We start from the raw sequence: 23,589 nt of genomic DNA on the forward strand, positions 1-23,589 counted from the left end.
CCGAGTGCTCTGTTTATAACAGAGTCCGCAGTGCTCCTGAAGATGCCGGTTCCCGCTGTGCTCGCCGGGAGCGGTGCGGGCGAAGAGGCGCGGGTGCTAGGACGCCTCGTCGGCCAGGCGGACGAACGCCCGCACCACCTCGGGGCCGTGGACGGTCTCGGGGTCGTTGTGGCCGGCTCCGGGCAGTACGACCTCCTCGAACAGGTTCGCGCTGGCCCCGGCGACCTCACGGCTCTGCTCCGGGGGCACGACGCGGTCGGCGTCGCCGACGAGCACGCTGGTGGGCCGGTCGATCCCCGCGACCCGTTCCGTCACCGGGTAGCGGTCCCGCAGCAGCAGGCGCACCGGCAGGAACGGGTAGTGGTGGGCGCCCATGTCGGCCAGGGAACTGAACGGCGAGCGCAGGAACAGCGCGGCGGGCGGCCGTTCGGCGGCCAGGCCCGCGACCACCGCGGCGCCCAGGCTCTCCCCGAAGTAGATCGTGTCTGCGGGGCCGAAGCCCCGCTCCTCCAGGAGGGAGGCGGCGGCGCGGACGTCGGCGGCCAGCCCCTCCTCGGAGGGGCCTCCGGGATTGCCGCCGTAGCCCCGGTAGTCGAACAGCAGCACGGAGAACCCCTCGGCGGCCAGGGCGCGGGCCAGGGGCGCCCGGCTCTCCCGGTTCCCCGCGTTGCCGTTGGCCACCAGCACGGCGGTCTCCCGGTCCGCGTCCCGGGCGGGAACGAACCAGCCGCCGAGTTCGAGTCCGTCCCCGGTGCGCAGGCGCACGTCCTCGGCGCCCTCGATCACCTCGGCGGCGGACGGGGGCTCCCCGCCCAGGGGCACGTAGACGACCGATCTCTGCACAGCCCACAGGAGTCCCAACAGCACCACCAGTACAAGCGCCACCACCGCGGCCACGATCAGGATGCGCCTTCCCCGGCGCCCGGGGGAGCGGGTGTTGGCGCTGTTCACGATGGTTCCCTTCAACGGGTTTTCGGTGTTCCTGCGGTGCGGGTTACCCGATGGCGAGCGGAAGCATCCAGGTTTGCATTGCAAACCAAAGAGGAGGCCGCCTATGGTGAAGAAAAGGTTTGCACTACAAACCGGAGGCTCGGATGCCCACCCCCCACGAGATCGACCGTCTGGAGAACGCCCGAGCGGTCACCGCCAACTACACCGACTTCAAGGGTCTCTACCTGGTCATCATCGGCCTCTTCCTGGGCACGATGGCGTTCCTCGTTCGGAACGGGAACCTGGGCCCCCTGATCCTGGGGCTGCCCGTGTTCGTTGTCCTGGGCCTGCTGGTCAGGGCGTACTACCGACGGCGTTTCGGTGACGTCCGGCCGTTGCAGACACCACAACGGATCGCCGCGCGCACGTTCCTGCCCGCCCTGGTCCTCGTGGCCTTCTTCACCGCGATCGCCGTCGCCAACAACCTCGGGGTGAACGGGGTGTGGCTCTTCACCGCCTTCATGGTCGGTGTCTTCCTCATGATGGTCGGGAGCCCCTGGCGGAAGCGGATCCACTACCTGGTCAGCGCCGCGCTCCTGGCCGTGCTGTTCCTGGCTCCCCTCGGGACGCTCACCCCCTCCGGGGCGCACCCCTTCGAGTGGGAGTACCCCAACCTGGCCCAGGTGACCGTGGCGGTCCTGTTCGTGGTGAACGGGCTGCTCGACCACCGTACGCTGGTGCGCACCCTTCGACCGGTGGCAGAGAGCGAGACCGACTGACCATGGGCACGCCCTTCGAGGACATGGCGGAGATCGACCGCCTGGTGCACGAACCCTCGCGGCTGGCGATCACCAGCGCCCTGCTCTCCTGTGCGAGCGCGGACTTCCTCTTCCTGCAGCGGATCACCGGACTGTCCAAGGGCAACCTGTCCAGCCACCTGTCCAAGCTGGAGGCGGGCGGAATCGTGGAGATCCTCAAGACCTCCGAGGGGCGCCCGCGCACGACGATCAGCCTCACCCCGGCCGGGCGTGACACCGTCGCCGAGTACTGGGACCGGCTGACCCGGCTGCGTGACGCCGCACGCGACTGGACCGCCCCCGGGGAGTGACCCCCGGTGGCGGTCCGGCGGTGTCAGGCCGTGGCCAGGTCTCGGTTGCGGAACCCGACCAGCGACAGCGCACCGAGGAGGAGGACCGCGCCCGCGTACAGGACGTAGTGCAGGGGCTCGAAGTCCTCCACCGGCAGCCGCGGCAGGATCTCGAAGGCGCTGAGGTTCATCGCCCACTCCGGGAACTCCAGCAGACCGCCCATCACGGTGGCCAGGATGCTGTACCCCAGCCACAGCCAGAGCAGGCCGGTCAGCCTCGGGGCGGCCCCCAGCAGCAGGGCCGCCAGGGCGCCGAACACCAGTGCCGCCGGAAGCTGGGCCAGGACCGCCTCCAGCAGTCGGCCGACCCACGCCCCGTCCTCCAGGACGGCGGCGGCGCCCAGGCCGAGCCCGAGGCCGCCCGCCACCACGACGAACAGGGTCGACAGGGCGGCCACCGCCAGTGCGGAACCGAGCCAGGCCACCCGGCCCACCGCGGTGGCCAGGACCAGTTCGGTGCGGCCGGAGTCCTCCTCCGCGCGCAGCCGCAGCACGGACAGGGCGCCGAAGGCCGCGGCGCCCATGATCACGTAGCTGGTGACGAAGGACAGGAACCCGCCGATCACGTCGTCGACGCCGGTGCCGAAGACCGCCTGCAGGTCCGGGTTGGTCTCGAACATCCCCTCGACCTCGGCGGCGAGGGTGCCGAAGGAGACCGCGAACAGCAGGACCGCCAGCGTCCAGACGATGATCGAGCCGCGCTGCTGGTGCAGTTGGAGGGTGGTCACACCGCGCAGCAGCCGACCGGCCCCCTCCGGGCCGGGGCGGGCCGCGACCAGGCCGGCGCCCAGGTCACGGCGGCCGGACAGCAGGTGGGCGGCGACCACCAGGGCCACGATGACCAGGCCGTACAGGGCGATCGGGGCCCAGCGCAGATCGTGGAAGGGCTGGGCCTGCTGCCCCCAGGCGAACGGGGAGAGCCAGGAGAGCAGGTTGCCGCCGGACTCGGCCATGTCCCCCACCACGCGGAGCATGAAGAGGACGCCCGCGGCCAGGAAGGCCAGCCCCGAGGCGGTGCGTGCGTGCCCGGAGACCTGGGCGCACACGGCGGCGATCGAGCCGAAGGTGATCCCGCCCAGCGCCAGGCCGAGGCCGTAGGCGAGCGAGTCCGCGGCAGCCAGGTCGAAACCGATCAGCGTGAGCGCGATGGTCCCGCCGATGAGCAGGTTGACCAGCGTGATCGTCAGCAGGGCCGAGGCCATCGGCGCTCCGCCGCCCAGGACGTTGGCGCGCAGCAGTTCGGCGCGCCCGCTCTCCTCCTCGGCCCGGGTGTGCCGGATGACGTGCAGGATGCTCATCACCGCCATGGCGATGAGCAGGGTCATGGTCATCTCGTTGACCATCATCGGACCGAGGGTGTAGTCGTCCAGCCCGTACCCGGGGCCGCCGAAGACGATGCCGGTCGGCGTGTCCATCAGGGCGGCGCGGCCCTGGCGCTCCTCCTCGGTGGAGAACATGTCGTCCAGGACGGGGACGGTGGCGGCTGTGGTCCCGGCCAGTGCCAGGGTCCACACCGACAGGCGGATCCTGTCGCGCCGCAGGATGAACCGGGTCAGCGTTCCGGTGCCGGTGAAGCCGCTCACCTGCGCTCACCTCCCTCGGCGCCGCCGTCGGGCGCGGCCGTCTCGTCGCCGTAGTGGCGCATGAACAGTTCCTCCAGCGAGGGCGGGTTGCTCACCAGGGAGCGCACCCCCAGGGAGGTGACCTCGCTCAGGACCGGTCCCAGGTGCTCGTGGTCCACCGAGAACGAGATCCGGCGGCCGTCGATCTCCGGGTCGTGTACCCCGGGCAGGGCGGAGAGGGGGGCTGGGTCGCCCCCGACCTCCGCGTGCACGGTGGAGCGGGTCAGGTGGCGCAGGTCGTCCAGGGTCCCCGACTCCACGGCGCGTCCCTGCCGGATGATGGTCACGGTGTCGCAGAGCTTCTCGACCTCGGACAGGATGTGGCTGGAGAGCAGGACCGTGCGCCCCTCCTCCTTGACCTCGCGTACGCACTCGGTGAACACCGCCTCCATCAGCGGGTCCAGGCCGGAGGTGGGTTCGTCGAGGATGAGCAGTTCGGCGTCGGAGGCCAGCGCCGCCACCAGGGCGACCTTCTGCCGGTTGCCCTTGGAGTAGGTCCGGGCCTTCTTGCTGGGGTCGAGTTCGAAGCGCTCCAGGAAGTCCTTCCTGCGCCGGGTGTCGAGCCCGCCGCGCAGGCGGCCCAGCAGGTCGATGGCCTGGCCCCCGGTGAGGTTCGACCACAGTGAGACGTCCCCGGGCACGTAGGCCAGGCGCCGGTGCAGGGCGACGGCCTCCTTCCACGGGTCGCCGCCCAGGAGCCGGACGCTGCCGGAGTCGGCGCGGAGCAGGCCGAGCAGGACGCGGATGGCGGTGGACTTGCCCGAGCCGTTCGGGCCGAGGAACCCGGCGACCTGGCCGGCTTCCACGGTGAGATCGAGCTTGTCGAGCGCCTGGAAGCGTCCGAAGTACTTGTCGACGCCGCGGGCGTCGATGACGGGTGCGGTCATGGTGGTGCGACTCCTGGTCCGGTGGGGATCCTCTGTTCTGGGGGAGGTCAGCGTTCCTTCTCGGGGGGATCGCTGACGTAGAGCAGGTAGCCGTCCAGCATGGTGCGGTCCACCAGCAGGCCCTCGGTGTACACCTCCAGGGCCGGGAGGACGTACTGCTCCTGCCAGTCGCGCAGGACCCGGCCGAAGTCGGGGTTCTCCTGGTCCTGGTACAGGGTGGCGAGCACCAGGAGCGACCCGAAACCGTTGGCGGCGAGCCAGCGGGCCCGCTTGGCCGGGTCGCGGCTGGGCCGTACGGTGCCCTCCCGCACGCCCAGTTCCAGGTAGCTCTCCACGTCGGCCACCATCGCCTCGTACAGGTGGCGGCCGAGGTCCCCGCCCGTCTGCATGGAGCGGAAGAGGTAGGCCAGCAGCCCGGAGTACCTGTCGATCTCCTGGAGTGAGCGGGCCATCCCGTCCGCGCTGGGGCGGCTCACCGACTCCTTCTTGGTCTCGTAGACGACCCGCCTGACGTGCTCGTCACAGGCCTCCCGCAACTCTGCCTTGCTGCCGAAGTGGTGGATGACCAGCCCGGGTGAGACCCCCGCCCGTTCCGCGATGGCGCGCACGGTGACGCCGAACCCCCGTTCGCCGAAACAGGCGACGGCCGCGTCGCGGATGCGCGCACGGGTGCTGAGGTCCTCGTCGGGAGGAGTTTTCTTCCTTGAACCCATGTTCAATAGATTAAACGTCTGTTCAGTCATGACGCAAGGGGCCGCCTGGGCCGGGGACGTACACTCGGGGCACGTTCGGCGCGGCCGGAGGGGTCGCGTCCAGGCCACGAGGGGGAAGTTCGATGGTGCAGGTCGCGGTCGCCCAGTTCGCGCCGGGTCAGGACAAGGCCGAGAACCGGCGTTCGGTGGCGGAGCTGACCGCCCGTGCGGCCGCCGACGGGGCGCGGGTCGTGCTGTTTCCCGAGTACACGATGTTCACCGCGCCGCGCACCGACCACCGCTACGTCGGGGCCGCGGAGCCCCTGGACGGCCCCTTCCTCGCGGACGCCGCGGACACCGCCCGCCGTGAGGGCGTCTACCTCGTGCTGGGGGTGAACGAGTCCGAGGGGGAGGGCGCCACCCGCTTCACCAACACGCTCGTCGCGCTCTCCCCCGAGGGCGAGCGGATCGCGCTCTACCGCAAGATCCACCTCTACGACGCCTTCGGGGTGAAGGAGTCGGACGTGGTGGCCCCGGGGCCGATCGAGGCACCGGAGACCTTCACCGTGGACGACGTGGTCTTCGGCCTCCAGACCTGTTACGACCTGCGCTTTCCCGAGGTGACGCGGCGGATCGCCGACGCCGGCGCGCACGTGGTGCTGTTGGCCGCCCAGTGGGTGCCCGGTCCGCTGAAGGAGGACCACTGGCGCACGCTGGCCCGGGCCCGCGCCATCGAGAACACGGTCTACGTGGCCGCGGCGGGGCAGGCGGCGCCCACCGGGGCGGGCAACAGCATGGTGATCGATCCGATGGGGACCGCGCTCGCGGCACTGGGGGAACAGGCCTTCGAGGTCGCCTCCGCCCGGGTTTCGGCCGCGCGTGTGGAGGCGGTGCGTGTCACTAATCCGGCGCTGTCGCTGCGCCGTTTCGGGGTCACCCCGCAGGACGAGGACTGAGCCCCAGGTCCCCCTCCGTCCGTACATTTCTGGCGCTTCGTATGAAAAACCGACTGTGTTCTGGGGTCTTCCCAGGGTCCGTTACTTAGGGTTATGATCGCCGTGCACGGAGTGATTTAGATCGGTCCGGGCCCTTCCAGGCGCCGAGAGCTTCTGATTCAATTAAGAGCCGGTAACTATCGGCCCGCCAGGCTGTCCTAAACCACGGGGGGAGCAAGGACATTGCGCGGAACGAGCACTATGTGCAAACCAGACACGACGCCTGACACCGCATCCGAAAGCTACGTCTACGACCCGAGCTGGCTGAGCAGGGCGCAGCGCATGGGGGATGCCTGCGCCGTCTGCCACACCAAGTGGCCACGGCCCCGCCGGGTCCTGGGTGAACAGCCGGACGGGAGTCACGTGTACGGATGTGACGAGTGCGCGGGGATCATCGGCTACCAGCCGGTCTCCGCGGGCGAACCGCTGGTCGCGGCCCGCTGACACGGGTGGCGGCCGCGGGCGGTCGGCGAAGAGGGGAAGCGAAGAGGAGGAGACGGTCGCGCTCCGGGTCCGGGGGGAGTCGTGCGGACCCGGAGCGCTTCCGCTGACACGCCCGCTTCCATGGGGAGGAGGGGAAATGAGCGTGTCCATCCAGGATGGTCTCTCGTGACGTACGTGGCCCACGGCCACGCCCCGTGAGGGGCGTCGGTGCACAACGATACTCCGTGTCGCCCTCCGTAGACCGTCAGTGAGAGACATCCGACCGTTATTTCGGTGAACTCCGGTTAGCCGTTGGTCGGGAAGCCCAGGTTGACGCCGCCTTCGGGCCGTTTGCCCGGGTCGGTCCAGCGGGCCGTGACCGTCTTCGTGCGGGTGTAGAAGTGAACACCCTCCGTGCCGTGCGCGTGCGAGTCACCGAACAGCGACTGCTTCCAGCCGCCGAAGGAGTAGTAGGCCATGGGTACCGGGACGGGCACGTTGATGCCCACCATGCCCACCTCGATCTCGTTCTGGAAGCGCCGTGCGGCGCCGCCGTCGTTGGTGAAGACCGCGGTCCCGTTGCCGTAGGGGTTGTCGTTGACCAGCCTGACGGCCTCGTCGTAGTCGCCGACCCGGACCATGCTCAGCACCGGGCCGAAGATCTCCTCCCGGTAGCAGGACATCCGCGGACCGACGTGGTCCAGGACGGAGGGGCCCAGCCAGAACCCCTCCGGGGCGCCGCCCAGGACCGGGTGGACCCGTCCGTCGACGGCCAGGGTCGCGCCCTCGCGGACCCCCGACTCCAGGTAGGAGGCGACCCTGTCCCGGTGTTCACGGGTGACGAGCGGGCCCATCTCGCTGCGGTCGTCGTCGCCGGGGCCCACGCGCAGCCGTGCGACGCGCTCCCTGATCCGCTCCAGGAGGTCGTCGGCGACCGACTCCACCACCGCGACCGCGGAGACGGCCATGCACCGCTCGCCTGCGGAGCCGAACCCGGCCGAGACCGCGGAGTCCGCCGCCAGGTCCAGGTCGGCGTCGGGCAGCACGACCATGTGGTTCTTGGCTCCGCCCAGCGCCTGCACCCGCTTGCCGTGCTCGGCGGCGGTCCGGTAGACGTACCGCGCGATCGGGGTCGACCCCACGAAGCTGACCGCGGCCACGTCCGGGTGCTCCAGGATCGCGTCCACCGCGACCTTGTCGCCGTGGACCACGTTGAAGACCCCGTCGGGCAGTCCGGCCTCGGCCCAAAGCTCGGCCAGCAGCAGCGACGCGGAGGGGTCCTTCTCGCTGGGCTTGAGCACGAAGGTGTTGCCGCAGGCGATCGCCACCGGGAACATCCACATCGGGACCATCGCCGGGAAGTTGAACGGGGTGATCCCGCTGACCACGCCGAGCGGCTGCAGGATCGAGTAGGAGTCCACCCCGGTGGACACGTTCTCGGAGTAGCCGCCCTTGAGCAGGTGCGGGATGCCGCAGGCGAAGTCGACGACCTCCAGGCCCCGGGCCACCTCGCCCCGGGCGTCGGAGACGACCTTGCCGTGTTCGGCGCTGACCAGGGCGGCCAGCCGGTCGCTGTTGGCGCGCAGCAGCTCCCGGAACCGGAACAGCGTCTGCACGCGCCTGGACAACGACGTGTCCCGCCACCCCGGGAAGGCCGCTGCGGCCGCGGCCACGGCGGCTCCGACCTCGCCGGGGCCGGCGAGGTCCACCGTGCCGGTGACCTGGCCGGAAGCCGGGTTGTAGATGTCCCCGGTGCGTTCGGCGGGCCCCTCGTGCGCCCTACCGCCGATCCAGTGGGTGACGTGCTCGCTCATGGTCTCCCCTTCCTCCTCGTCACGGGGCCTCATGCCCGGTCGGCGACCGCGTGGACGGCGTCCAGCAGGATGTCCCGGCCCTCGGCGGCCTCCTCGGCCGACAGGGTCAGCGGCGGGGCCATGCGCAGCACGTTGCCGTGCACGCCGCCCTTGCCCACCAGCAGGCCGCGCTCCCGGGTGGCCTCCAGGACCCTCCCCGCCAGCGGTGCGGAGGGGGCGCCGGTCTCCGGGTCGACCATCTCGACCGCGAACATCAGGCCCTTGCTCCGGACGTCCTTCACGCACGGCAGTTCGCGCAGCTCGCGCAGGCCCTGGACGATCGTGGCGCCCTGGCGCAGCGCGTTGCCCTGGAGGTCGTGCTCCAGGACGTAGTCGAGGGTGGCCCCGGCCGCGGCCATGGACACCGGGTTGCCGCCGAAGGTGGCCACGCCCAGCGCCGTGAGCCCGTCCATCAGGTCACCGCGGGCCACGACGCCGCCCACGGCGAAGCCGTTGCCGAGCCCCTTGGCGAAGGTCATGGCGTCCGGGGTCACCCCGTGGTTGCCGATCCCGAAGAAGCTGGTCCCGGTCCGTCCCCAGGCGGTCTGCACCTCGTCGGAGACGAACAGGATGCCGTGTTCGTCGAGGACCTCCTTGTAGGCGGCGTACAGGCCGTCCGGCGGCATCGCGAACCCGCTGACGCCCTGGACCGGCTCGGCGATCAGGCAGGCCACGTCGGGAGCGGCGGTGTCGAGGACCTCGCGCAGGTCGGTCACGCACACGTCGACGTACTCGCGTTCGGACAGCCCGCGGAAGGCGGGGGAGGCGTGGTCGGTGCCGTGCAGGTAGTGCACGTTGAGCGGCGACAGCGAGGAGTTCTTCCAAGCCTTGTTGCCGGTCACCGCCACGGTGCCGAAGGAGCGTCCGTGGTAGCTGCCGCGCATGGCCAGCACCTCGTCGCTGCCGCGCGCGTGCGTGGCCAGGAGCAGGGCGGTCTCGTTGGCCTCGGTGCCGGAGTTGGTGAAGAACACCTTGGCGTCGGGGATCCCGGACAGGCGGGCGATCTTCTCCGCCAGCTCCACCTGGGAGCGGATGAGGTACAGGGTGGAGGTGTGCACGACCCCCTTGGCGATCTGGCGTTCCACCGCCTCGCGCACCTCGGCGACGTCGTAACCGAGCATGTTGGTCACGATGCCGGTGAAGAAGTCCAGGTAGGTGCGTCCCTCGGCGTCCGTGACACGGGCTCCCCTGCCGCTGACGACCTCCAGCGGGGACTCGTAGTACAGGGGCAACCAGGAGGGCATGACCGCGCGGTGGCGGGAGAGCAGTTCCGACATGCCCTCAGTCTCCCCGGGAGCGGAGGGCATGGCCAGGATCAGCATGTTGACAACATGCTGGGCGCGTTTACGGTCTGTAAAGTGCCCGCCGGACTATGGAAGCGGAGCTCACAGCCCTGTCCACGAGTGCACGATGTAAAGCGAAATGCCCTCCTGGCTGACAGAACGTCCTAGACTGTCAGGGTGCTTCCCACCCTTGCCGAGGTCCTCCGACTCCCCGCCCTGCAGCGGGCCCGGCCCCGTGTGGTGGCCGGTTCCGAGTACCTGGACGTGGCCGTTCGCTGGGTGCACATCGCCGAGGTCACCGACCTCGCCCACCTGTTGCGCGGCGGGGAGCTGGTGCTCAGCACGGGCATCGCCATGCCCGACGACCCCGACGCCCTGCGCCGCTACATCGAGGACATCGCCGACGCCGGGGTCAGCGGCATCGCGGTCGAGCTCGGCCGCAAGTACCACGCGGAACTCCCCGGGGCCTTCCTCGACGCCGCCCGCGACGCCCGGATCCCCGTCATCCTGCTCGACCGGGAGGCGCGCTTCGTCGAGATCACCGAGGCCGTGCACATCCGGGTGGTCAACGAACAGCTGGAGGAGCTGCGCGAGTCCGAGAAGCTCCACTCGGTCTTCACCCAGCTCTCCGTCGAGGGGGCCGACACCGGACAGATCCTGCACGAGGCCGCCCAGCTCTCCGGCTGCCCGATCGTCCTGGAGAACCTCACCCACCAGGTCCTGGCCTGCGACCTCAACGGCGAGGACCCCGGGACCCTGCTGACCTCATGGGAGAGCCGCTCACGCGCGATCCGCACCGGAACCCGTACCGTGCACGCGCCCGCCACCGGGTGGCTGGTCACCCCGGTCGGCGCCCGGGGGCAGGACTGGGGCCGCCTGATCCTCATCGCCGGAGCCACGCCCACCGCCCGCCAGACCATGCTCATCGAGCGGGCGGCCACCACCCTCGCCCTGGGGCGCCTGCTGGAACGCCACCAGGAGAGCCTGGAGCGCCAGACCCACCGCACGATCATCGCGGGCATCATCGACCGCGCCTACTCCGACCCCGAGGAGGCCCTGGTCCGGGCCCGTGCGGTCGGGGTGCCCCTCAACGGCCGTGAACTGGTCGGACTCGTCCTGCGCCTGCGCGAGGGCGGGACGGGTCTGGCCGCCCAGGCCCGCCTGTCCGACACGGCCGAGGGCGCGGCCAGGGCCTGCCGTGAACTCCGCCTGCCCGCCCTGGTGGGTTCCCTGGACGACCTGCGCGTGGGCATCCTGCTGGCCCTGCCGAACCGTCAGGGCCTGGACGCCGCACTGCACCTGCTCGCGGACCGCCTCCGGGGGGCGGTCGGGGACGCGGCCGTACTGGCGGTGGGTTCCACCGCCGACGGCATCCGTGAGGTGCGCCGGTCCTTCCTGGAGGCCCGCCAGGTCGGTGACGTGGCCATCAAGCAGAGCGACCGGCGCCCCTTCTACCGGCTGCCCGACCTGCACCTGCGCGGGCTGCTGCACCTGTTCCGCGACGACGAGCGCCTCCAGACCTACGTGGAGCGCGAACTCGGCCCGCTCCTGGACCACGACGCCAGGCACGGCGGGGACCTCGCCGACATGCTGCGCCACTACCTCGGCGCGGGACGCAACAAGGCGCTGGCCGCGAGCCGCGCGCACCTGTCCCGGCCGGCCTTCTACGAACGGCTGCGCCGGATCTCCAACGTGCTCGACGCGGACCTGGAGTCGGTGGAGACGTGCCTGTCGCTGCACGTGGCGCTGCTGTCGCTGGACTCGGTCCGCAACGAGCGCTGAGGAAGGACCCGCCCGGGGACCGGTGGGGCCCGCACGCGGTGTATCCGGTGTGTAGGAGGGCTATCGAGGGCCGCCCTACAGTTGCGTCGAGCCGACCGGAGGAGCCGGGTCGGCCGCAACAGAAAGGACCCACGCAATGGTGGAAAGGATCGGTGCGCTGAGCGACCACATCCTGTCCCTCCTCGTGCCCCGGGCCCGGGCCTCGGCGACGCAGTGCTGGTACGAGTACAACCCGGTCAGGCCGCCCTGCCAGCGCCGGTACTGCTGTGCCCGGTCGGGCCACCCCGGTCCGCCGAGCTGCACCGGCTACTCGTACTGCTGAGCCCTGACGGGGTCGACCGCTGATGCTCCACGCGCTGACCGCCTGCCAGTGTCTCCTGGCCCTGGTGTTCGCGGCCTCCGCCTTCGGCAAGCTGCGGAGCCGCCGGGCCTTCGGTGGGTACGTGTCCGCCGTGTCGCGGCTGGCGCCGCGGTGGGCGGTCGGTGCGCGGCGGGGCCCCGGCCCCCCGCACCGGGCCCGAGTGCTCGCCCTCGTCCTCGTGTCCGCCGAGGCCGTGGTCCCCCCGCTCCTGTTCCTCCCCGCGAGGGGCGTCCTCGGGTTCACGGCCGCCGCCCTCCTGCTCGCCGCGTTCACGGTTGCCGTCGTCGCGGTCCTGCGCCGTGGCGACCGCGTCCCCTGCCGTTGTTTCGGCCGTGCCGACCGGGACCTGCGACCGGCGCACGCCGCGCGCAACCTGGTGCTCACCGCGGTCGCCGTGGCCGGTCTCGCGCTGGCCCCCTCCGCCCCGGACACCCTTCCGGCCCCGGCCGACACCGCCGCCGCCCTCGCCCTCGGCGGGTTCGCGGCCCTCCTCGTCCTGCTCCTCGACGACCTCCTCGACCTGTTCCTCCCCGCCAAGCCCAGGAGCCTGCCCGCACCATGACCCCTCTACTGTTCGTCGTCGCCCTCCTGGTCGGCGCGCTGTGCGTGTTGAACCTGATCCTCACCGTCGGCGTGATCCGTCGCCTGCGGGAGCACACCGAGCTGATCCAGCGGATCTCCGGGCCGTGGCGCCCGGAGGGGGTCATGGTCCGGCCCGGGGACACGGTGGGGCCGTTCACCGCCGGGACCGAGGACGGGGACGAGGTCAGCCGGGACGGTCTGGCCGGGGAGACCCTGGTGGCGGTCCTGTCGCCGGACTGCCCGGCGTGCTCCGAGCAGCTGCCCCACTTCCTGGAGCTGGCCCGGACCTTCCCCGGGGGGAGGGACAACGTCCTGGCCGTCGTCGTGGGACCCCCCGGAGAGGCCGCGTCGCACGGAGAACTGCTCGCGCCGGTCGCCCGGCTGGTGGTGGAGGAGGACGGCGGGGCCGTGGCCACCGCCCTGGGGGTCCGCGGTTTCCCCTCGTTCGCCCGGCTGGACGGTTCCGGCCGCGTACTCGCCAGCGGATTCCTGGCGGGCGACCTCGAGACCCGCGTTGACGCCTGACCCGGCCGCGGAGCCGACCGCCGACCGGGTGCGGACGAGCCTGCGCGGGGTCGGAGCGGCCCTCGCGCTCTGCTGGTACGCGGGCCGGTACCTGGCGATCGCCTACGGCGCCCTCAGCCTGGTCCGGGCCGCCGTGCCCGTGGCGGCGGCGTGGCTGACGAAACTGGCCCTGGACGTGATCGCGGCGCCCGGGGCGGGGGTCGAACAGCTCCTGCCGATCGCACTCGCCCTCGCCCTGGCCGGGGCGGTCGGGGCCCTGCTGCCCCACGTCATCCAGTACCTGAGCGGCGAGCTGCAGCGCAGGGTCGGCCTGCTCTCCCAGGACCGTCTCTTCGGCGCGGTCGAGAGGCTGACCGGCCTGGCCAGGTTCGAGGATCCGGCCTTCCTCGACCGGCTGCGCCTGGCCCAACAGTCCGGCGGTCAGACGCCGGGCATGGTGGTGGCCGGGGTCTTCGCGGTGGGCAGCGGCGTGGTCACCATCCTCGGGTTCCTCAGCGCCCTCGTGGTGATCAGTCCCTGGATGGCCTTCGCCGTCCTCACGGCCGCCGTGCCGGCACTCGTCGCCGAGCTCCGGCTCTCGCGGCGGCGGGCCGCGATGATGTGGCGGATCGGCCCGGTCGAGCGCCGGGAGTTCTTCTTCCGGGAACTGCTCTCCGACGTTCGCGCCGCCAAGGAACTGCGGCTGTTCGACACGTCCGGGTACCTGAGGAAGCGGATGGGCCGTGAGCGGCGCGCCTCCAACACCGAGCGCCGCGCCATGGACCGGCGCGAGCTGGCCACCCAGATCGTGTTCGGCCTGCTCACGGCGGCTGTCGCCGGCGGGGGCCTGGTGTGGGTGGTGCTCGCCGCGGCACAGGGGCGAATCACGGTCGGCGACGTCTCGCTGTTCGTCGCGGCCGTGGCCGGGGTGCAGGGCGCTCTGGTCGGTCTGGTGCGCGAGGTCGCCATGGCGCACCACGAGCTGCTCATGTTCGACCACTACCTCCGGGTCGTGGGTGCCGGCCCCGACCTGCCGGTCGCGGAGCGGCCCGGTCCGGTGCCCGCCCTGCGGCGCGGTATCGAGTTCCGCGACGTGTGGTTCCGCTACTCGGAGGACCATCCGTGGGCGCTGCGCGGCGTCGACCTCGTGCTGCCCCACGGCCGGTCGGTGGCCCTCGTGGGCCGCAACGGGGCGGGCAAGAGCACCCTGGTCAAACTGCTGTGCCGGATGTACGACCCCGACCACGGCGCGGTGCTGTGGGACGGCGTGGACCTGCGTGAGATGGACCCCCGGGAACTGCGCCGCCGTATCGGCGCCGTCTTCCAGGACTACATGGAGTACGACCTGAAGGCGAGGGAGAACATCGGCCTCGGTGACGTGGACGTCCTGCGCTCGCAGGGGGAGGGCAGGATCCGCTCCGCCGCCGAACGCGCGGGTGTGCACGAGACGGTGGCCGCACTGCCGCGCGGCTACGAAACGCTGCTGACCAGGATGTTTCCCGACGGCGACCTGGAGTCGGACCCGAGGGCGGGGGTCACACTCTCCGGCGGCCAGTGGCAGCGGGTCGCACTGGCCCGCGCCTACCTGCGCGGAGAGCGCGACCTGTTGATCCTGGACGAGCCCAGCTCGGGACTGGACGCGGAGGCCGAGCACGAGGTGCACACCGGTCTGCGGGAGCACCGCCGCGGACGCACCAGTCTGCTCATCTCGCACCGCCTGGGTGCGGTGCGTGACGCCGACCGGCTCGTGGTGCTGGCGGAGGGCCGGGTGGTGGAGTCGGGCGACCACGAGTCGCTGATCGCTGAGCAGGGCGCCTACGCCCGTCTGTTCGGACTCCAGGCCAGGGGATACCAGCGCACCGGCACCGGGGAGGGGGCGTGACCGTGCTCGCCCTGACGGCGGCGGTGCTGCCGGTGCTGGCCCTGGCGGGCGGAGCGCTGCTGTGGCTGCGGCGAACCCTGACGGTGGTCGAGATCGTGGGGGAGAGCATGTTGCCCCGCCTCGCTCCGGGGGACCGCGTCCTGGTGCGCAGACGGTCGTTGGAGCACGTTCGCGCCGGGGACGTGGTCGTGGTCGAGGAGCCGGACGGGCCGGGTGTGTGGTCCGGCCCGCGTCGGGTGCCGGTGTCCCGGGGCGCCTGGGTGATCAAACGGGCGGCCGTGCTGCCCGGGGACTCCGTGCCCGAGGCCTTCCGCGGCGCGCCGGGAGCGGTCCCGGGCGCTCCGGTCCCGCCGGGGCACCTGCTGGTCCTGGGGGACAACCCGGACTGCAGCGTCGACTCCCGCTACTGGGGCTGTGTTCCGGCGGAGCGCCTGCTCGGGGTGGTGCTGCGCGGACTCGGTTCCTCGGCCTCGGCCCGCTCCGTCGCGTAGGCGCGGAGCAACCCCGTCATCCGGTAACCGCCGGGGCACACCGGTTCGATCAGCCGTAGGTCCGCCAGGCGGCCCAGCGCGGTGGTCGCGACGGCGGCGTCGCGGGCCAGCAGGGCCGACGCCAGGTCCACCCCGAAGGTCTCGATCCGTGTCGGGCCGAGCCTGCGGAAGAGCACGGCGGCCTGCCGGTCGACGGGGCCCCGGCCCTCGCGAAGCTGCCGGTAGCCCAGGTCCAGGGCGGCGCGGAACGAGCGGTCCCCGCAGCACAGTGCGTCCAGCCGGTGCTGTTCGTCGGAGAGCAGGCGGGCGAACACGGCCATCGACCACTCGCGGCGTGCGGACAACCGGCTGCCCGAGATCCACAGGGGGAACGGCTGGCGGTCGCACAGTTCCGCGACGCGTTCCGAGGCCCCGGGATCCGCCCGGACCCGTTCCGCGCCGCACCGCGCGGAGAGCAGGTCGAGGGCCTCGGTAAGCGGCATGGGGCCGAGGCCGACATGCCGGACCCCCTCCAGCGCGCTGAGCGGGCTCCGGCAGGTGATCAGGGTGGCCGAGCCCGCCGCGGTCGTGAGCAGCGGGCGGACCTGGGCCTCGTCCACGGCGTTGTCCAGGAACAGGAGCATGCGGCGCTCCGACACGAACTCCCGGAACAGGCTCAGGAGCTCTTCGGGGTCAAAAGCGCGTGCGGACACGTCCGCCCCGAGCCCGCGCAGCAGGGCGCCCAGCACGTCGGCGCGGCTGCGCGCGAGGGCTCCTGCCGGACCCCTCAGGTCCACGTGCAGCCCTCCGTCGGGGTAGTGGTCGGCCAGGGCGGCGGCCGCCTTGGCGGCCAGGAACGACTTGCCGCTTCCCGCGCAGCCGTGGACCGCGACAACGGCGGGGCGCGCACCGGGGCGCAGGGCCCGTTCCAGGTCGGCGAGCTCGTCCTGCCTCCCGACGAGCGTGTCGGGTTCGGGCGGGAGCGTGCGGGGGGCGCGGTCGCGCGCGGTGCTTCCCCCGGGGGCCGGTTCGGTCCTGTCCAGGGCGGGGTCGCGGTCCAGGATTCGTTTGTGCAGGAGGACCAGTTCGGCGCCGGGTCCGACACCGAGGTGTCGGTCCAGGGCGTGACACGCGGCCCGGTAGGCGTTGAGCGCGGCGGTGGTGTCGCCCGAGCGGTACAGCGCCAGCATCAGGCTGCGCCAGAGGCCCTCCCGGGTCGGGGCCTCCGCGGCCAGGGTGCGTAAATCGGGGACGAGTTCGGCGTCGGTGCCCAGGGCGAGCCGGGCCCGCATGAGGTCCTCGACCGCGGTGTGGTGCTGTTCGTCGAGGGCCTCCAGCCGCGGCGCCAGCTCCATCGTCCGGGGCGTCCCCTCGGCGGCGGGCCCCCGCCACAGGTCCAGTGCGCGCTCCAGTTCCGCCACGGCCGTCTCCGCGTCGCCCTTCCGGAGGGCCGTGTGCCCGCGGCGCTGGTGCTCGGTGAAGGCGGAGGCGTCGAGTTCGCCGGGGCGGACACGCACCAGGTAACCGGGCCGGTGGGTCACGAGACGATCGCGGCCCCCCGCGGACGGGGCGATCCGCCCCCGTAACCGGTTGGCGTAGGTGCGCAGGTTCGCCAGGGCGGACGGCGGTGGCGCGTCCTCCCACAGCGCCGCGGTCAGCCGGTCCAGGGGGACCACCCGGTTGGGGTGCAGGAGGAGCGCTGTGAGCAGGCTGCGCTGTTTGGGCGCGCCGAGCGGGAGTTCGACCCCGCGGTGCAGGACCCGTACCGGGCCGAGGAGTCTGAACTCCAGTTCCATACGACCTCCAGAGATCGTTTGGAAGCGCTCCCAACGAAGGCATACTAACGGCGCCCCCTTCCGGTTTCCAGCTTCCGCGGGGGCGGGATCCCTGCGGGCGAAGGGATCCGGGTCCCTTCACCCGACGGCGGCCCGGGGCCCGCCGGGCCCCGGGCGGAGCCGCGCCCGCCGGGGCGCGGCCCGTCGCTCCGGCGGGCTACAGCCCGGCCAGGGCCTCCTCCAGGATGTTCAGGCCCTCGTTGAGCAGCTCGTCGCTGATGACCAGCGGCGGAAGCATACGGATCACGTTGCCGTAGGTACCCGCGCTCAGCAGGACCAGACCGCGGGAGTGGCAGTGCCCGAGCACCTGCGCCACGGCCTCGGGGTTGGGCGTCCTGCCGTCGGAGACCAGCTCGATCGCGATCATCGCGCCGCGGCCGCGCACGTCGCCGACCACGTCGAACCTGTCGGCGAAGGAGCGCAGACGGTCCAGCATGAGCTCGCCGATCTCCCGGGCGCGGCCGGTCAGGTCCTCGGACTCGATGACGTCGAGTGAGGCCAGCGCCGCCGCGCAGGCGGCCGGGTTGCCGCCGTAGGTACCGCCCAGACCGCCGCCGTGCACTGCGTCCATGAGCTCGGCGCGGCCGGTCACCGCGGCCAGGGGCAGGCCGCCCGCGATGCCCTTGGCGGTGGCGATCAGGTCCGGCACCACACCCTCGTGGTCACAGGCGAACATGTCGCCGGTGCGCGCGAAGCCGGTCTGCACCTCGTCGGCGACGAACACGATCCCGTTGGCGCGGCAGAACTCCGCCAGCGCGGGCAGGAAACCGGGGGCGGGTTCGATGAAGCCGCCCTCGCCCTGGATCGGCTCGATGACCAGCGCGGCCACGTTCTCGGCGCCGACCTGCTTGGCGATCTGGTCGATCGCCGCGGCCGCCGCCTCGGGGCCGCAGTTCTCCGGGCCCGTGGGCCAGCGGTAGGGGTAGGCCATGGGCATCCGGTAGATCTCGCCCGCGAACGGACCGAACCCCTGCTTGTAGGGCATGTTCTTCGAGGTCAGGCCCATGGTGAGGTTGGTACGGCCGTGGTAGGCGTGGTCGAACACCACGACGGCCTGGCGCCCGGTGGCGCTGCGGGCGACCTTGACGGCGTTCTCCACCGCCTCCGCGCCCGAGCTCAGCAGGACCGAACGCTTCTCGTGGTCGCCCGGGGTGATCCGGTTGAGCGCCTCGCAGACCTCCACGTACGCCTCGTACGGGTTGACCATGAAGCAGGTGTGCGTGAAGCGGCCGAGCTGTTCGGCGGCGCGCTCCACCACGCGGGGGTTCGCGTTGCCGACGTTGGTCACGGCGATGCCGGAACCGAAGTCGATCAGGGCGTTGCCGTCGACGTCCTCGACGATGCCGCCGCCCGCGCGCTCCACGTACACGGGCAGCACACTGCCCACGCCCTGGGCGACGGCGGAGGAGCGGCGCTGCTGGATCGCGCGGGACTTGGGGCCGGGGATCTCGGTGACGATCCGGCGGGACTGGGCGACCTCGGTCGGGGCCATACGGCTGCCTCCCTGTGGAGTGGTGGTACGGGTGCGGACTCGCAAGACACTAGGCCGCGTCGAACCGGACACCCATGGACACAGTGGATAATCGAATGAGCGTCCTGCGCCATTGCGTCAGGGCGTGGCGGACCACGGGCAGAGCTACGGGGGGAGAGGCGGATGCCGCCGACACTGGGGGCCCTGCTGCGCACGCCCCACCTGCGCCTGCGGCTGCTCGCCGGGCAGGACCGGGTGCACCGTCAGGTGGAGTGGGTGGCGGTCAGCGAGCTCGGCGACCCCACCCCCTACCTCGCCGGGGGAGAGCTGGTGCTCACCACCGGCGTGCGGTGGGTCGAGCGCCTGCCCGACCTACGCGCCTACGTGCGCCGCCTGGCGGAACGCGATGTCGCCGGGCTCGGCTTCGGCGCCGCGGTCAACTTCGAGGAGACACCCGGGGAGTTGCGCGCCGCAGCCGAGGAGTTCGGCGTCGCCCTGCTCGAGGTCGACCGCCGAACGCCCTTCATCGCGGTCGGCAAGGAGGTCTCACGGCTGCTGGCCAAGGAGGAGTACGAGGGGCTGAACCGTGCCTTCAACGCCCAGCGCGAGCTCACCCGGGCGGCACTCACCGGGGCGTCCGCCGTCGTGGACCGGCTCGCCCGGGAACTGGGCGGGTGGGTCCTGCTGCTGGCACCCGACGGCTCCGTCCGGCACGCGGCCCCCGCCGCCGCGGCCGACCGCGCCCCCGGGCTGGCCGCGGAACTCTCCCGGTTGCGCGGCGCGGGCCCCAGATCCAGCGTCTCGGTGGCCTCCCGGGACGACCGGGTCTCCGTCCAGCCCCTGTCCACGGGGCGCCGGGCCCGCGGGTTCCTGGCGGTCGGCGGGGTGCGGGTGTCCGGCTCCGAGGACCGCACCCTGGTGAACGCGGCGGTGTCGCTGCTCTCCCTCGAACTCGAACGCTCGTCCCCGGGCCGGGTCGGCCTGCTGCGCGCGGGCGTGCTCTCGGCCCTGCTCGACGGAGCCCTCGACCCGCTGCACCCGGGCGCCTCCGGGCTGCGCGCGGTCCTGCCCGCCGAACCCGTGGTGCTGGCCGTCGCGGAGGGGGCGCAACCCGAGGGACCCCTGCCCGAGGGCGCCCTGGTGACGGAGCACGAGGGGCGCACGGTGCTGTTGGCGGCCGCGGACACGGAGGAGAGCGTGTTCGCCGAGGTCCTGGACGGTCCCGCGGGGTTGAGCGCCCCGGTCGGCTACCCGGACCTGGCCGCCGCCCGGGCCCAGGCCGAGCGCGCCCGCACGGCCGCGGTGGAGGACGGCAGCGCCCTCCAGCGCTTCGACCTGCTGCCGGGCGGCCTCCTCGGCCTGCTGGACACCCCCGAGGGCGCCAGGCTGGCCGACGACCTGCTCGCTCCGATCGACGACCAGCGCGGCGCCCCCGAACTCCTCGCCTCGCTGCGCGCCTACCTGGCCGCCTCGGGGCGCTGGGACGCGGCCGCCGAACGGTTGGGCGTGCACCGGCACACCCTGCGCTACCGGATGAGGCGTATCCGGGACCTGCTCCCCGGGGACCTGGACGACCCCGACCACCGCACGGAACTGTGGATCGCCCTGCGTCTGCGCGAGGCCCGGTCCTGACCAGTCCCCGCGGTCGGGGCCGAAGCGGTGACGGGTTCCGGCGTTCCCCGGGCAGCCCCGCGGAAAATGCACCACAATGAACCCTGATAGCGGGGAGTAGTCGTCTGATCACCAAAGGTCGGACGGTCAGGGGGGCTCGTGAGGTCACTGCGGGACGACGAACAGATCACCGGAACCGGACCGTATCCGCCGCCCGGCGGACACGCTCCCGGTGGATACGGCCAGACCGGCAGGACCGGGATCGGCGCCGCCTCCCTGCTCTGGAACCCCCCGGTGGACCGGGGCGGGGTCCGCGCCTTCCTGGCCTACCTCAGGGCCTGCCTGCGCAGGGAGGCCGTGCACACCCACACGGTGCGGGCCGAGCACCTGGGCTCCGACGCCTGCGCCTGCCTGCCCGCCGGCCCCGAACTGCTGTTCAGCGGGGCCCGCGACACGCTTCCCCTGCACCCGGAGGGCGCACGGGTCCTGCGCCTGGCCGGACGCCACGGTCAGACCCTGCGCTACGGCTACCCCCTCGTGGTCCTGGGGCGGGGACCGGAGCGCGTGGTCCTGCCGCTGCTCACCGTGGACGTGCGGGCCGCGGACGGGGCCGAGGAGCACGGCGGCCGTGCGGGCGGCGCCGCCCCGCCGGTCCGCGCCGTGGGACCGCCCGACATCAACGCGGCCCTCCTCGGCCGGCTCGGCATCACCGACCCCGAGGACCTCTTCGAACTGCGCGCCCGACTCCGCGCCGGGGCCCCCGACACCTCCCGGCGCCCCGCCGCCGTCGCCGACCTGGCGGCCAAGGTGCGCACCCTGCTCACCCGGCTGGAGATCGAACGGGTCGACGACATCGCCCCGCTCGGCACCCGGGGCCGCCCCCGTACGCTTGCCGAGGGGGCCCACAACACCGCCGTGCTCTTCCGCGCCGGGCCCGGCGGGCCGGACGGCGCGCAGGAGCGGGGCGGTGCCGAGGGCGTTCTCGCCGACCTGGACCCCGCGGACCGCGACGGGCTCGACCCGGACGCCGTCCCGGGCACCGCTCTGGAGCCCCTGCTCCGCGGAGTCCCGCGCGACCGGGGCGCCGAACCGCGGACGGCCCCCGGCCTCCTGCGCAGGAGCGCCCGGTCCCAACGTCGTGCGGCCGGAGCCGATGACCACAACCCGGCACCGGTGCCCGTCTCGACCACCTTCCTCAGCCAGGCCCAGTACACGGTCCTGCGCTCCGCCATGCGCGAGCAGCTCACCGTGGTCGCCGCACCGCCCGGGAGCGGGCTCCACGACCTGGTCGACGCCCTGGCCCGCACCGCCGTCACCCACGGCCAGCGGATCCTGGTGTGCGGCCGCACCGAGGCCGACCTCGACGAGGTCCTGGCCCGGGCCGACACCGCGCCAGGCCACCCCGCGGTCCGAGCGGGCGGGCCCGGACCCCGCGCCGCGGAGCACCGCCTCCTCACCGGGCTGCTCGCCCGGGACGCCGACGTCCCGCCCGTCGCGAGCCCGCCGGGCCCCGGGGAGGAGGGCACCTCCCACCGGACTGAGCTGGCCGCGTCCTGGAACAGGGTCCTGCAGGTCTGGGCGGCCATGGACACGATGGCCTCCGGCGGGCACGTCCTCGCCCGCCTGGCCGGGGAGCGCAGTCGCAGCATCGCCCGCGGCTGGGACCCCGACAGCCTTTTCACCCCCGAACGCGGTGGCCCCGAGTACTGGCTGTACCGCGCCGAACGCGCGGCCGCGGGCGGTCTGGGCGGGCTGCGCCACCGGGCCGCCGTCCGCCGGGAGCTGGGGGTGGCCACCGACCCCGAAGGGCTGAGCCAGCTGGGCTCGGTGGCCCGCCTGGAGAGCGAGTGGCGCGAGGCGGTGGACCGCAGAACGCGGTGCGCGCCCCTGAACGAACTGACCGGAGAACTTGCCGATGCTCTGGCCGATCACCGGCGAGCCGGCTCCGACTGCCTGGCCGCCGTCACCGGTCCCCGCCTCCGGCGCGGCCGCACGGCGGTCGAGAACCGCCTCGAAACGCTCAACTGGAACCACGGAGAGGGCTGGCCCGGGCTAGCCAACCTCCTCGACACCCTGCCCGTCTGGGTGTGCCGTACCGACCAGGTCCGCTCCCTGCCGCCGCAGGCCGGCCTGTTCGACCTGGTCGTCGTGGTGGGCGCCGAACAGACCCGGGTCAGCGAGCTGCTGCCTGCGCTCTACCGGGCCAACCGTGCCGTGGTGGCGGGCGACCCCGCCCATCCCGGACCGGGGACCGTGCTGGAGCCGGGGGAGGAGCGCCGGGCCCTGGCCGCCGCCGGACTCGCCGCCGACCAGTTGGACGACCGCGCGTTGCGGCACGGTACGGGTTCGGCGCTGCACGCGGCGCGGGAGGCCGGACCGCCGGTGCTGTGGTTGGACGAACACGAGGGAGCGCCCGAGGCCCTGGCCGGCGCCGCGTCCCGGCACTGTTACGGCGGGCGGGTCCGGGGGCCGGGCCGCCCCGGCCCCGCCGGTGCGCCCGTCCTCGACTGGCGCGACGTCAGCGGGGAGTGCGAGGCGGCTCCGGGCTCCTCCTACGTCAACCGGGAGGAGGCCTACCGGGTGGCCGTGGTCGTGGCCGAGCTCGACCGGGAGCTGCCCGAGGGGCACGGCCTGGCAGTGGTGGCTCCGATGCAGCCGCAGGTGGCGCTGGTCCGCAGGTTGCTGCGCCAGCGCACGCTGAGCCGCCCGGTGCGGGTCGGCGGGCCCGCGACGCTGGACCGCGACACCGCGGCCGTCGACGTCACCGTGCTCTCGCCGATGCTGGCAGCCGGTGCTCCGGCCATCGCCGAACGCCGGGTGCGCGGGATGACCCACCTGTGGTCGTCGGTGCTCACCCGTACCCGGAGACGGCTCGTGGCGGTGGGCGACCGCGCGTACTGGTCCGGCGACCGGGGACCGTTGGGCGAACTGCTCACCGGGCACCCCCGGCCCGGAGCCGACCCGGTGGGCGCCGCCCTGGTGGACGCCCTGCGCGCGGCGGGCACGGACGTGGCCGTGGGTGAGGGCGTCCACGGCCGGACCGCGGACCTGGTGGTCAGCTACGGGGCCCGGCGCGTACTCCTGTTGCTCGACCGGGAACCGGACGGACCCTCCCTGCGGCGCCTGCTGGCCAGGGGCGAGGCCCTCAACCAGGCCACCGAGGACCTCGTGGTGGTGGTCCCCGCCTGGCGGTGCCTGGCCGACCCCCGGACTCTGGTGGAGGAGATCCTGTCCGCCTGTTGACCGCCGGGCGCGCACT

Annotated in this window: 20 protein-coding genes; 12 read left to right on the forward strand and 8 right to left on the reverse strand. The window is 72.8% G+C overall.

Features of this window, described 5'->3' with window-relative positions:
* Positions 1-96: 96 nt before the first annotated feature.
* Positions 97-951 carry an alpha/beta hydrolase gene (locus AC0VYD_RS05435; protein WP_475478864.1) on the reverse strand — a complete coding sequence of 285 codons (855 nt, stop codon included), beginning with the start codon at positions 949-951 and terminating at the stop codon, positions 97-99.
* A 143-nt stretch (positions 952-1,094) separates the two neighbouring features.
* Between AC0VYD_RS05435 and AC0VYD_RS05440 the strand changes: the two genes are divergently transcribed.
* Both AC0VYD_RS05440 and AC0VYD_RS05445 read left to right on the forward strand, forming a co-directional pair.
* Positions 1,095-1,709: a hypothetical protein gene (locus AC0VYD_RS05440; RefSeq protein ID WP_475478865.1), complete on the forward strand. Its 615-nt coding sequence runs from the start codon at positions 1,095-1,097 to the stop codon at positions 1,707-1,709.
* Positions 1,710-1,711: 2 nt separating this feature from the next.
* Positions 1,712-2,038, forward strand: coding sequence for a transcriptional regulator (locus AC0VYD_RS05445; RefSeq protein WP_475478866.1), 327 nt, complete (start codon positions 1,712-1,714; stop codon positions 2,036-2,038).
* A 23-nt stretch (positions 2,039-2,061) separates the two neighbouring features.
* Here the strand turns inward: AC0VYD_RS05445 and AC0VYD_RS05450 are convergent, their stop codons facing one another.
* The 3 genes from AC0VYD_RS05450 to AC0VYD_RS05460 are packed head-to-tail and all read right to left on the reverse strand — an operon-like array spanning position 2,062 to position 5,299.
* Positions 2,062-3,660, reverse strand: a complete 1,599-nt coding sequence (locus AC0VYD_RS05450; RefSeq protein ID WP_475478867.1) for an ABC transporter permease — start codon at positions 3,658-3,660, stop codon at positions 2,062-2,064.
* Positions 3,657-4,586: an ABC transporter ATP-binding protein gene (locus tag AC0VYD_RS05455; RefSeq protein ID WP_475478868.1), complete on the reverse strand. Its 930-nt coding sequence runs from the start codon at positions 4,584-4,586 to the stop codon at positions 3,657-3,659. The genes AC0VYD_RS05450 and AC0VYD_RS05455 overlap by 4 nt, the downstream gene beginning before the upstream one ends.
* 47 nt (positions 4,587-4,633) lie before the next feature.
* Entirely contained in the window at positions 4,634-5,299 is a 666-nt protein-coding gene (locus AC0VYD_RS05460) for a TetR/AcrR family transcriptional regulator (RefSeq protein WP_475480191.1), read from the reverse strand.
* 122 nt (positions 5,300-5,421) lie between these two features.
* Between AC0VYD_RS05460 and AC0VYD_RS05465 the strand changes: the two genes are divergently transcribed.
* Both AC0VYD_RS05465 and AC0VYD_RS05470 read left to right on the forward strand, forming a co-directional pair.
* The gene (locus AC0VYD_RS05465; protein ID WP_475478869.1) at positions 5,422-6,234 is read left to right on the forward strand and encodes a carbon-nitrogen hydrolase family protein; all 813 of its coding nucleotides are present in this window, start codon (positions 5,422-5,424) and stop codon (positions 6,232-6,234) included.
* Between the two features lie 240 nt (positions 6,235-6,474).
* Positions 6,475-6,717, forward strand: coding sequence for a hypothetical protein (locus AC0VYD_RS05470; RefSeq protein ID WP_473036386.1), 243 nt, complete (start codon positions 6,475-6,477; stop codon positions 6,715-6,717).
* Between the two features lie 284 nt (positions 6,718-7,001).
* On the opposite strand, the gene AC0VYD_RS05475 is transcribed toward AC0VYD_RS05470, so the two are convergent.
* Both AC0VYD_RS05475 and AC0VYD_RS05480 read right to left on the reverse strand, forming a co-directional pair.
* Complete coding sequence (locus tag AC0VYD_RS05475) at positions 7,002-8,510, reverse strand: CoA-acylating methylmalonate-semialdehyde dehydrogenase (RefSeq protein ID WP_475478870.1); 1,509 nt, start codon at positions 8,508-8,510, stop codon at positions 7,002-7,004.
* Between the two features lie 29 nt (positions 8,511-8,539).
* On the reverse strand, positions 8,540-9,826 hold the full coding sequence (locus AC0VYD_RS05480; RefSeq protein ID WP_475480192.1) for an aspartate aminotransferase family protein: 1,287 nt from the start codon (positions 9,824-9,826) through the stop codon (positions 8,540-8,542).
* 183 nt (positions 9,827-10,009) lie between these two features.
* On the opposite strand from AC0VYD_RS05480, the gene AC0VYD_RS05485 reads away from it, so the two are divergent.
* The 6 genes from AC0VYD_RS05485 to lepB all read left to right on the forward strand — a co-directional run bounded on the left by AC0VYD_RS05485 (position 10,010) and on the right by lepB (position 15,434).
* A complete protein-coding gene (locus AC0VYD_RS05485) occupies positions 10,010-11,614 on the forward strand; it encodes a PucR family transcriptional regulator (protein ID WP_475478871.1) in 1,605 nt (534 codons plus the stop codon).
* Between the two features lie 136 nt (positions 11,615-11,750).
* Positions 11,751-11,936 (forward strand): hypothetical protein, encoded by a 186-nt coding sequence (locus AC0VYD_RS05490; protein WP_475478872.1) that lies wholly within the window; start codon positions 11,751-11,753, stop codon positions 11,934-11,936.
* A gap of 22 nt (positions 11,937-11,958) precedes the next feature.
* The gene (locus AC0VYD_RS05495) at positions 11,959-12,537 is read left to right on the forward strand and encodes a MauE/DoxX family redox-associated membrane protein (protein ID WP_475478873.1); all 579 of its coding nucleotides are present in this window, start codon (positions 11,959-11,961) and stop codon (positions 12,535-12,537) included.
* A complete protein-coding gene (locus AC0VYD_RS05500; protein ID WP_475478874.1) occupies positions 12,534-13,082 on the forward strand; it encodes a TlpA family protein disulfide reductase in 549 nt (182 codons plus the stop codon). The genes AC0VYD_RS05495 and AC0VYD_RS05500 overlap by 4 nt, the downstream gene beginning before the upstream one ends.
* On the forward strand, positions 13,072-14,943 hold the full coding sequence (locus AC0VYD_RS05505; RefSeq protein WP_475478875.1) for an ABC transporter ATP-binding protein: 1,872 nt from the start codon (positions 13,072-13,074) through the stop codon (positions 14,941-14,943). The genes AC0VYD_RS05500 and AC0VYD_RS05505 overlap by 11 nt, the downstream gene beginning before the upstream one ends.
* On the forward strand, positions 14,940-15,434 hold the full coding sequence (gene lepB, locus AC0VYD_RS05510; protein WP_475478876.1) for a signal peptidase I: 495 nt from the start codon (positions 14,940-14,942) through the stop codon (positions 15,432-15,434). The genes AC0VYD_RS05505 and lepB overlap by 4 nt, the downstream gene beginning before the upstream one ends.
* Here lepB and AC0VYD_RS05515 read toward each other — a convergent pair.
* On the reverse strand, positions 15,347-17,209 hold the full coding sequence (locus AC0VYD_RS05515) for an AfsR/SARP family transcriptional regulator (RefSeq protein WP_475478877.1): 1,863 nt from the start codon (positions 17,207-17,209) through the stop codon (positions 15,347-15,349). The two genes, lepB and AC0VYD_RS05515, sit on opposite strands and share 88 nt — an antisense overlap.
* A gap of 196 nt (positions 17,210-17,405) precedes the next feature.
* Complete coding sequence (gabT, locus tag AC0VYD_RS05520) at positions 17,406-18,740, reverse strand: 4-aminobutyrate--2-oxoglutarate transaminase (RefSeq protein ID WP_475478878.1); 1,335 nt, start codon at positions 18,738-18,740, stop codon at positions 17,406-17,408.
* A gap of 162 nt (positions 18,741-18,902) precedes the next feature.
* On the opposite strand from gabT, the gene AC0VYD_RS05525 reads away from it, so the two are divergent.
* Entirely contained in the window at positions 18,903-20,351 is a 1,449-nt protein-coding gene (locus AC0VYD_RS05525) for a PucR family transcriptional regulator ligand-binding domain-containing protein (RefSeq protein ID WP_475478879.1), read from the forward strand.
* 138 nt (positions 20,352-20,489) lie between these two features.
* A complete protein-coding gene (locus AC0VYD_RS05530; protein ID WP_475478880.1) occupies positions 20,490-23,573 on the forward strand; it encodes a DEAD/DEAH box helicase in 3,084 nt (1,027 codons plus the stop codon).
* Positions 23,574-23,589 lie beyond the last annotated feature (16 nt).

The sequence above is a fragment of the Nocardiopsis sp. iso_40 genome, from assembly GCF_056173285.1.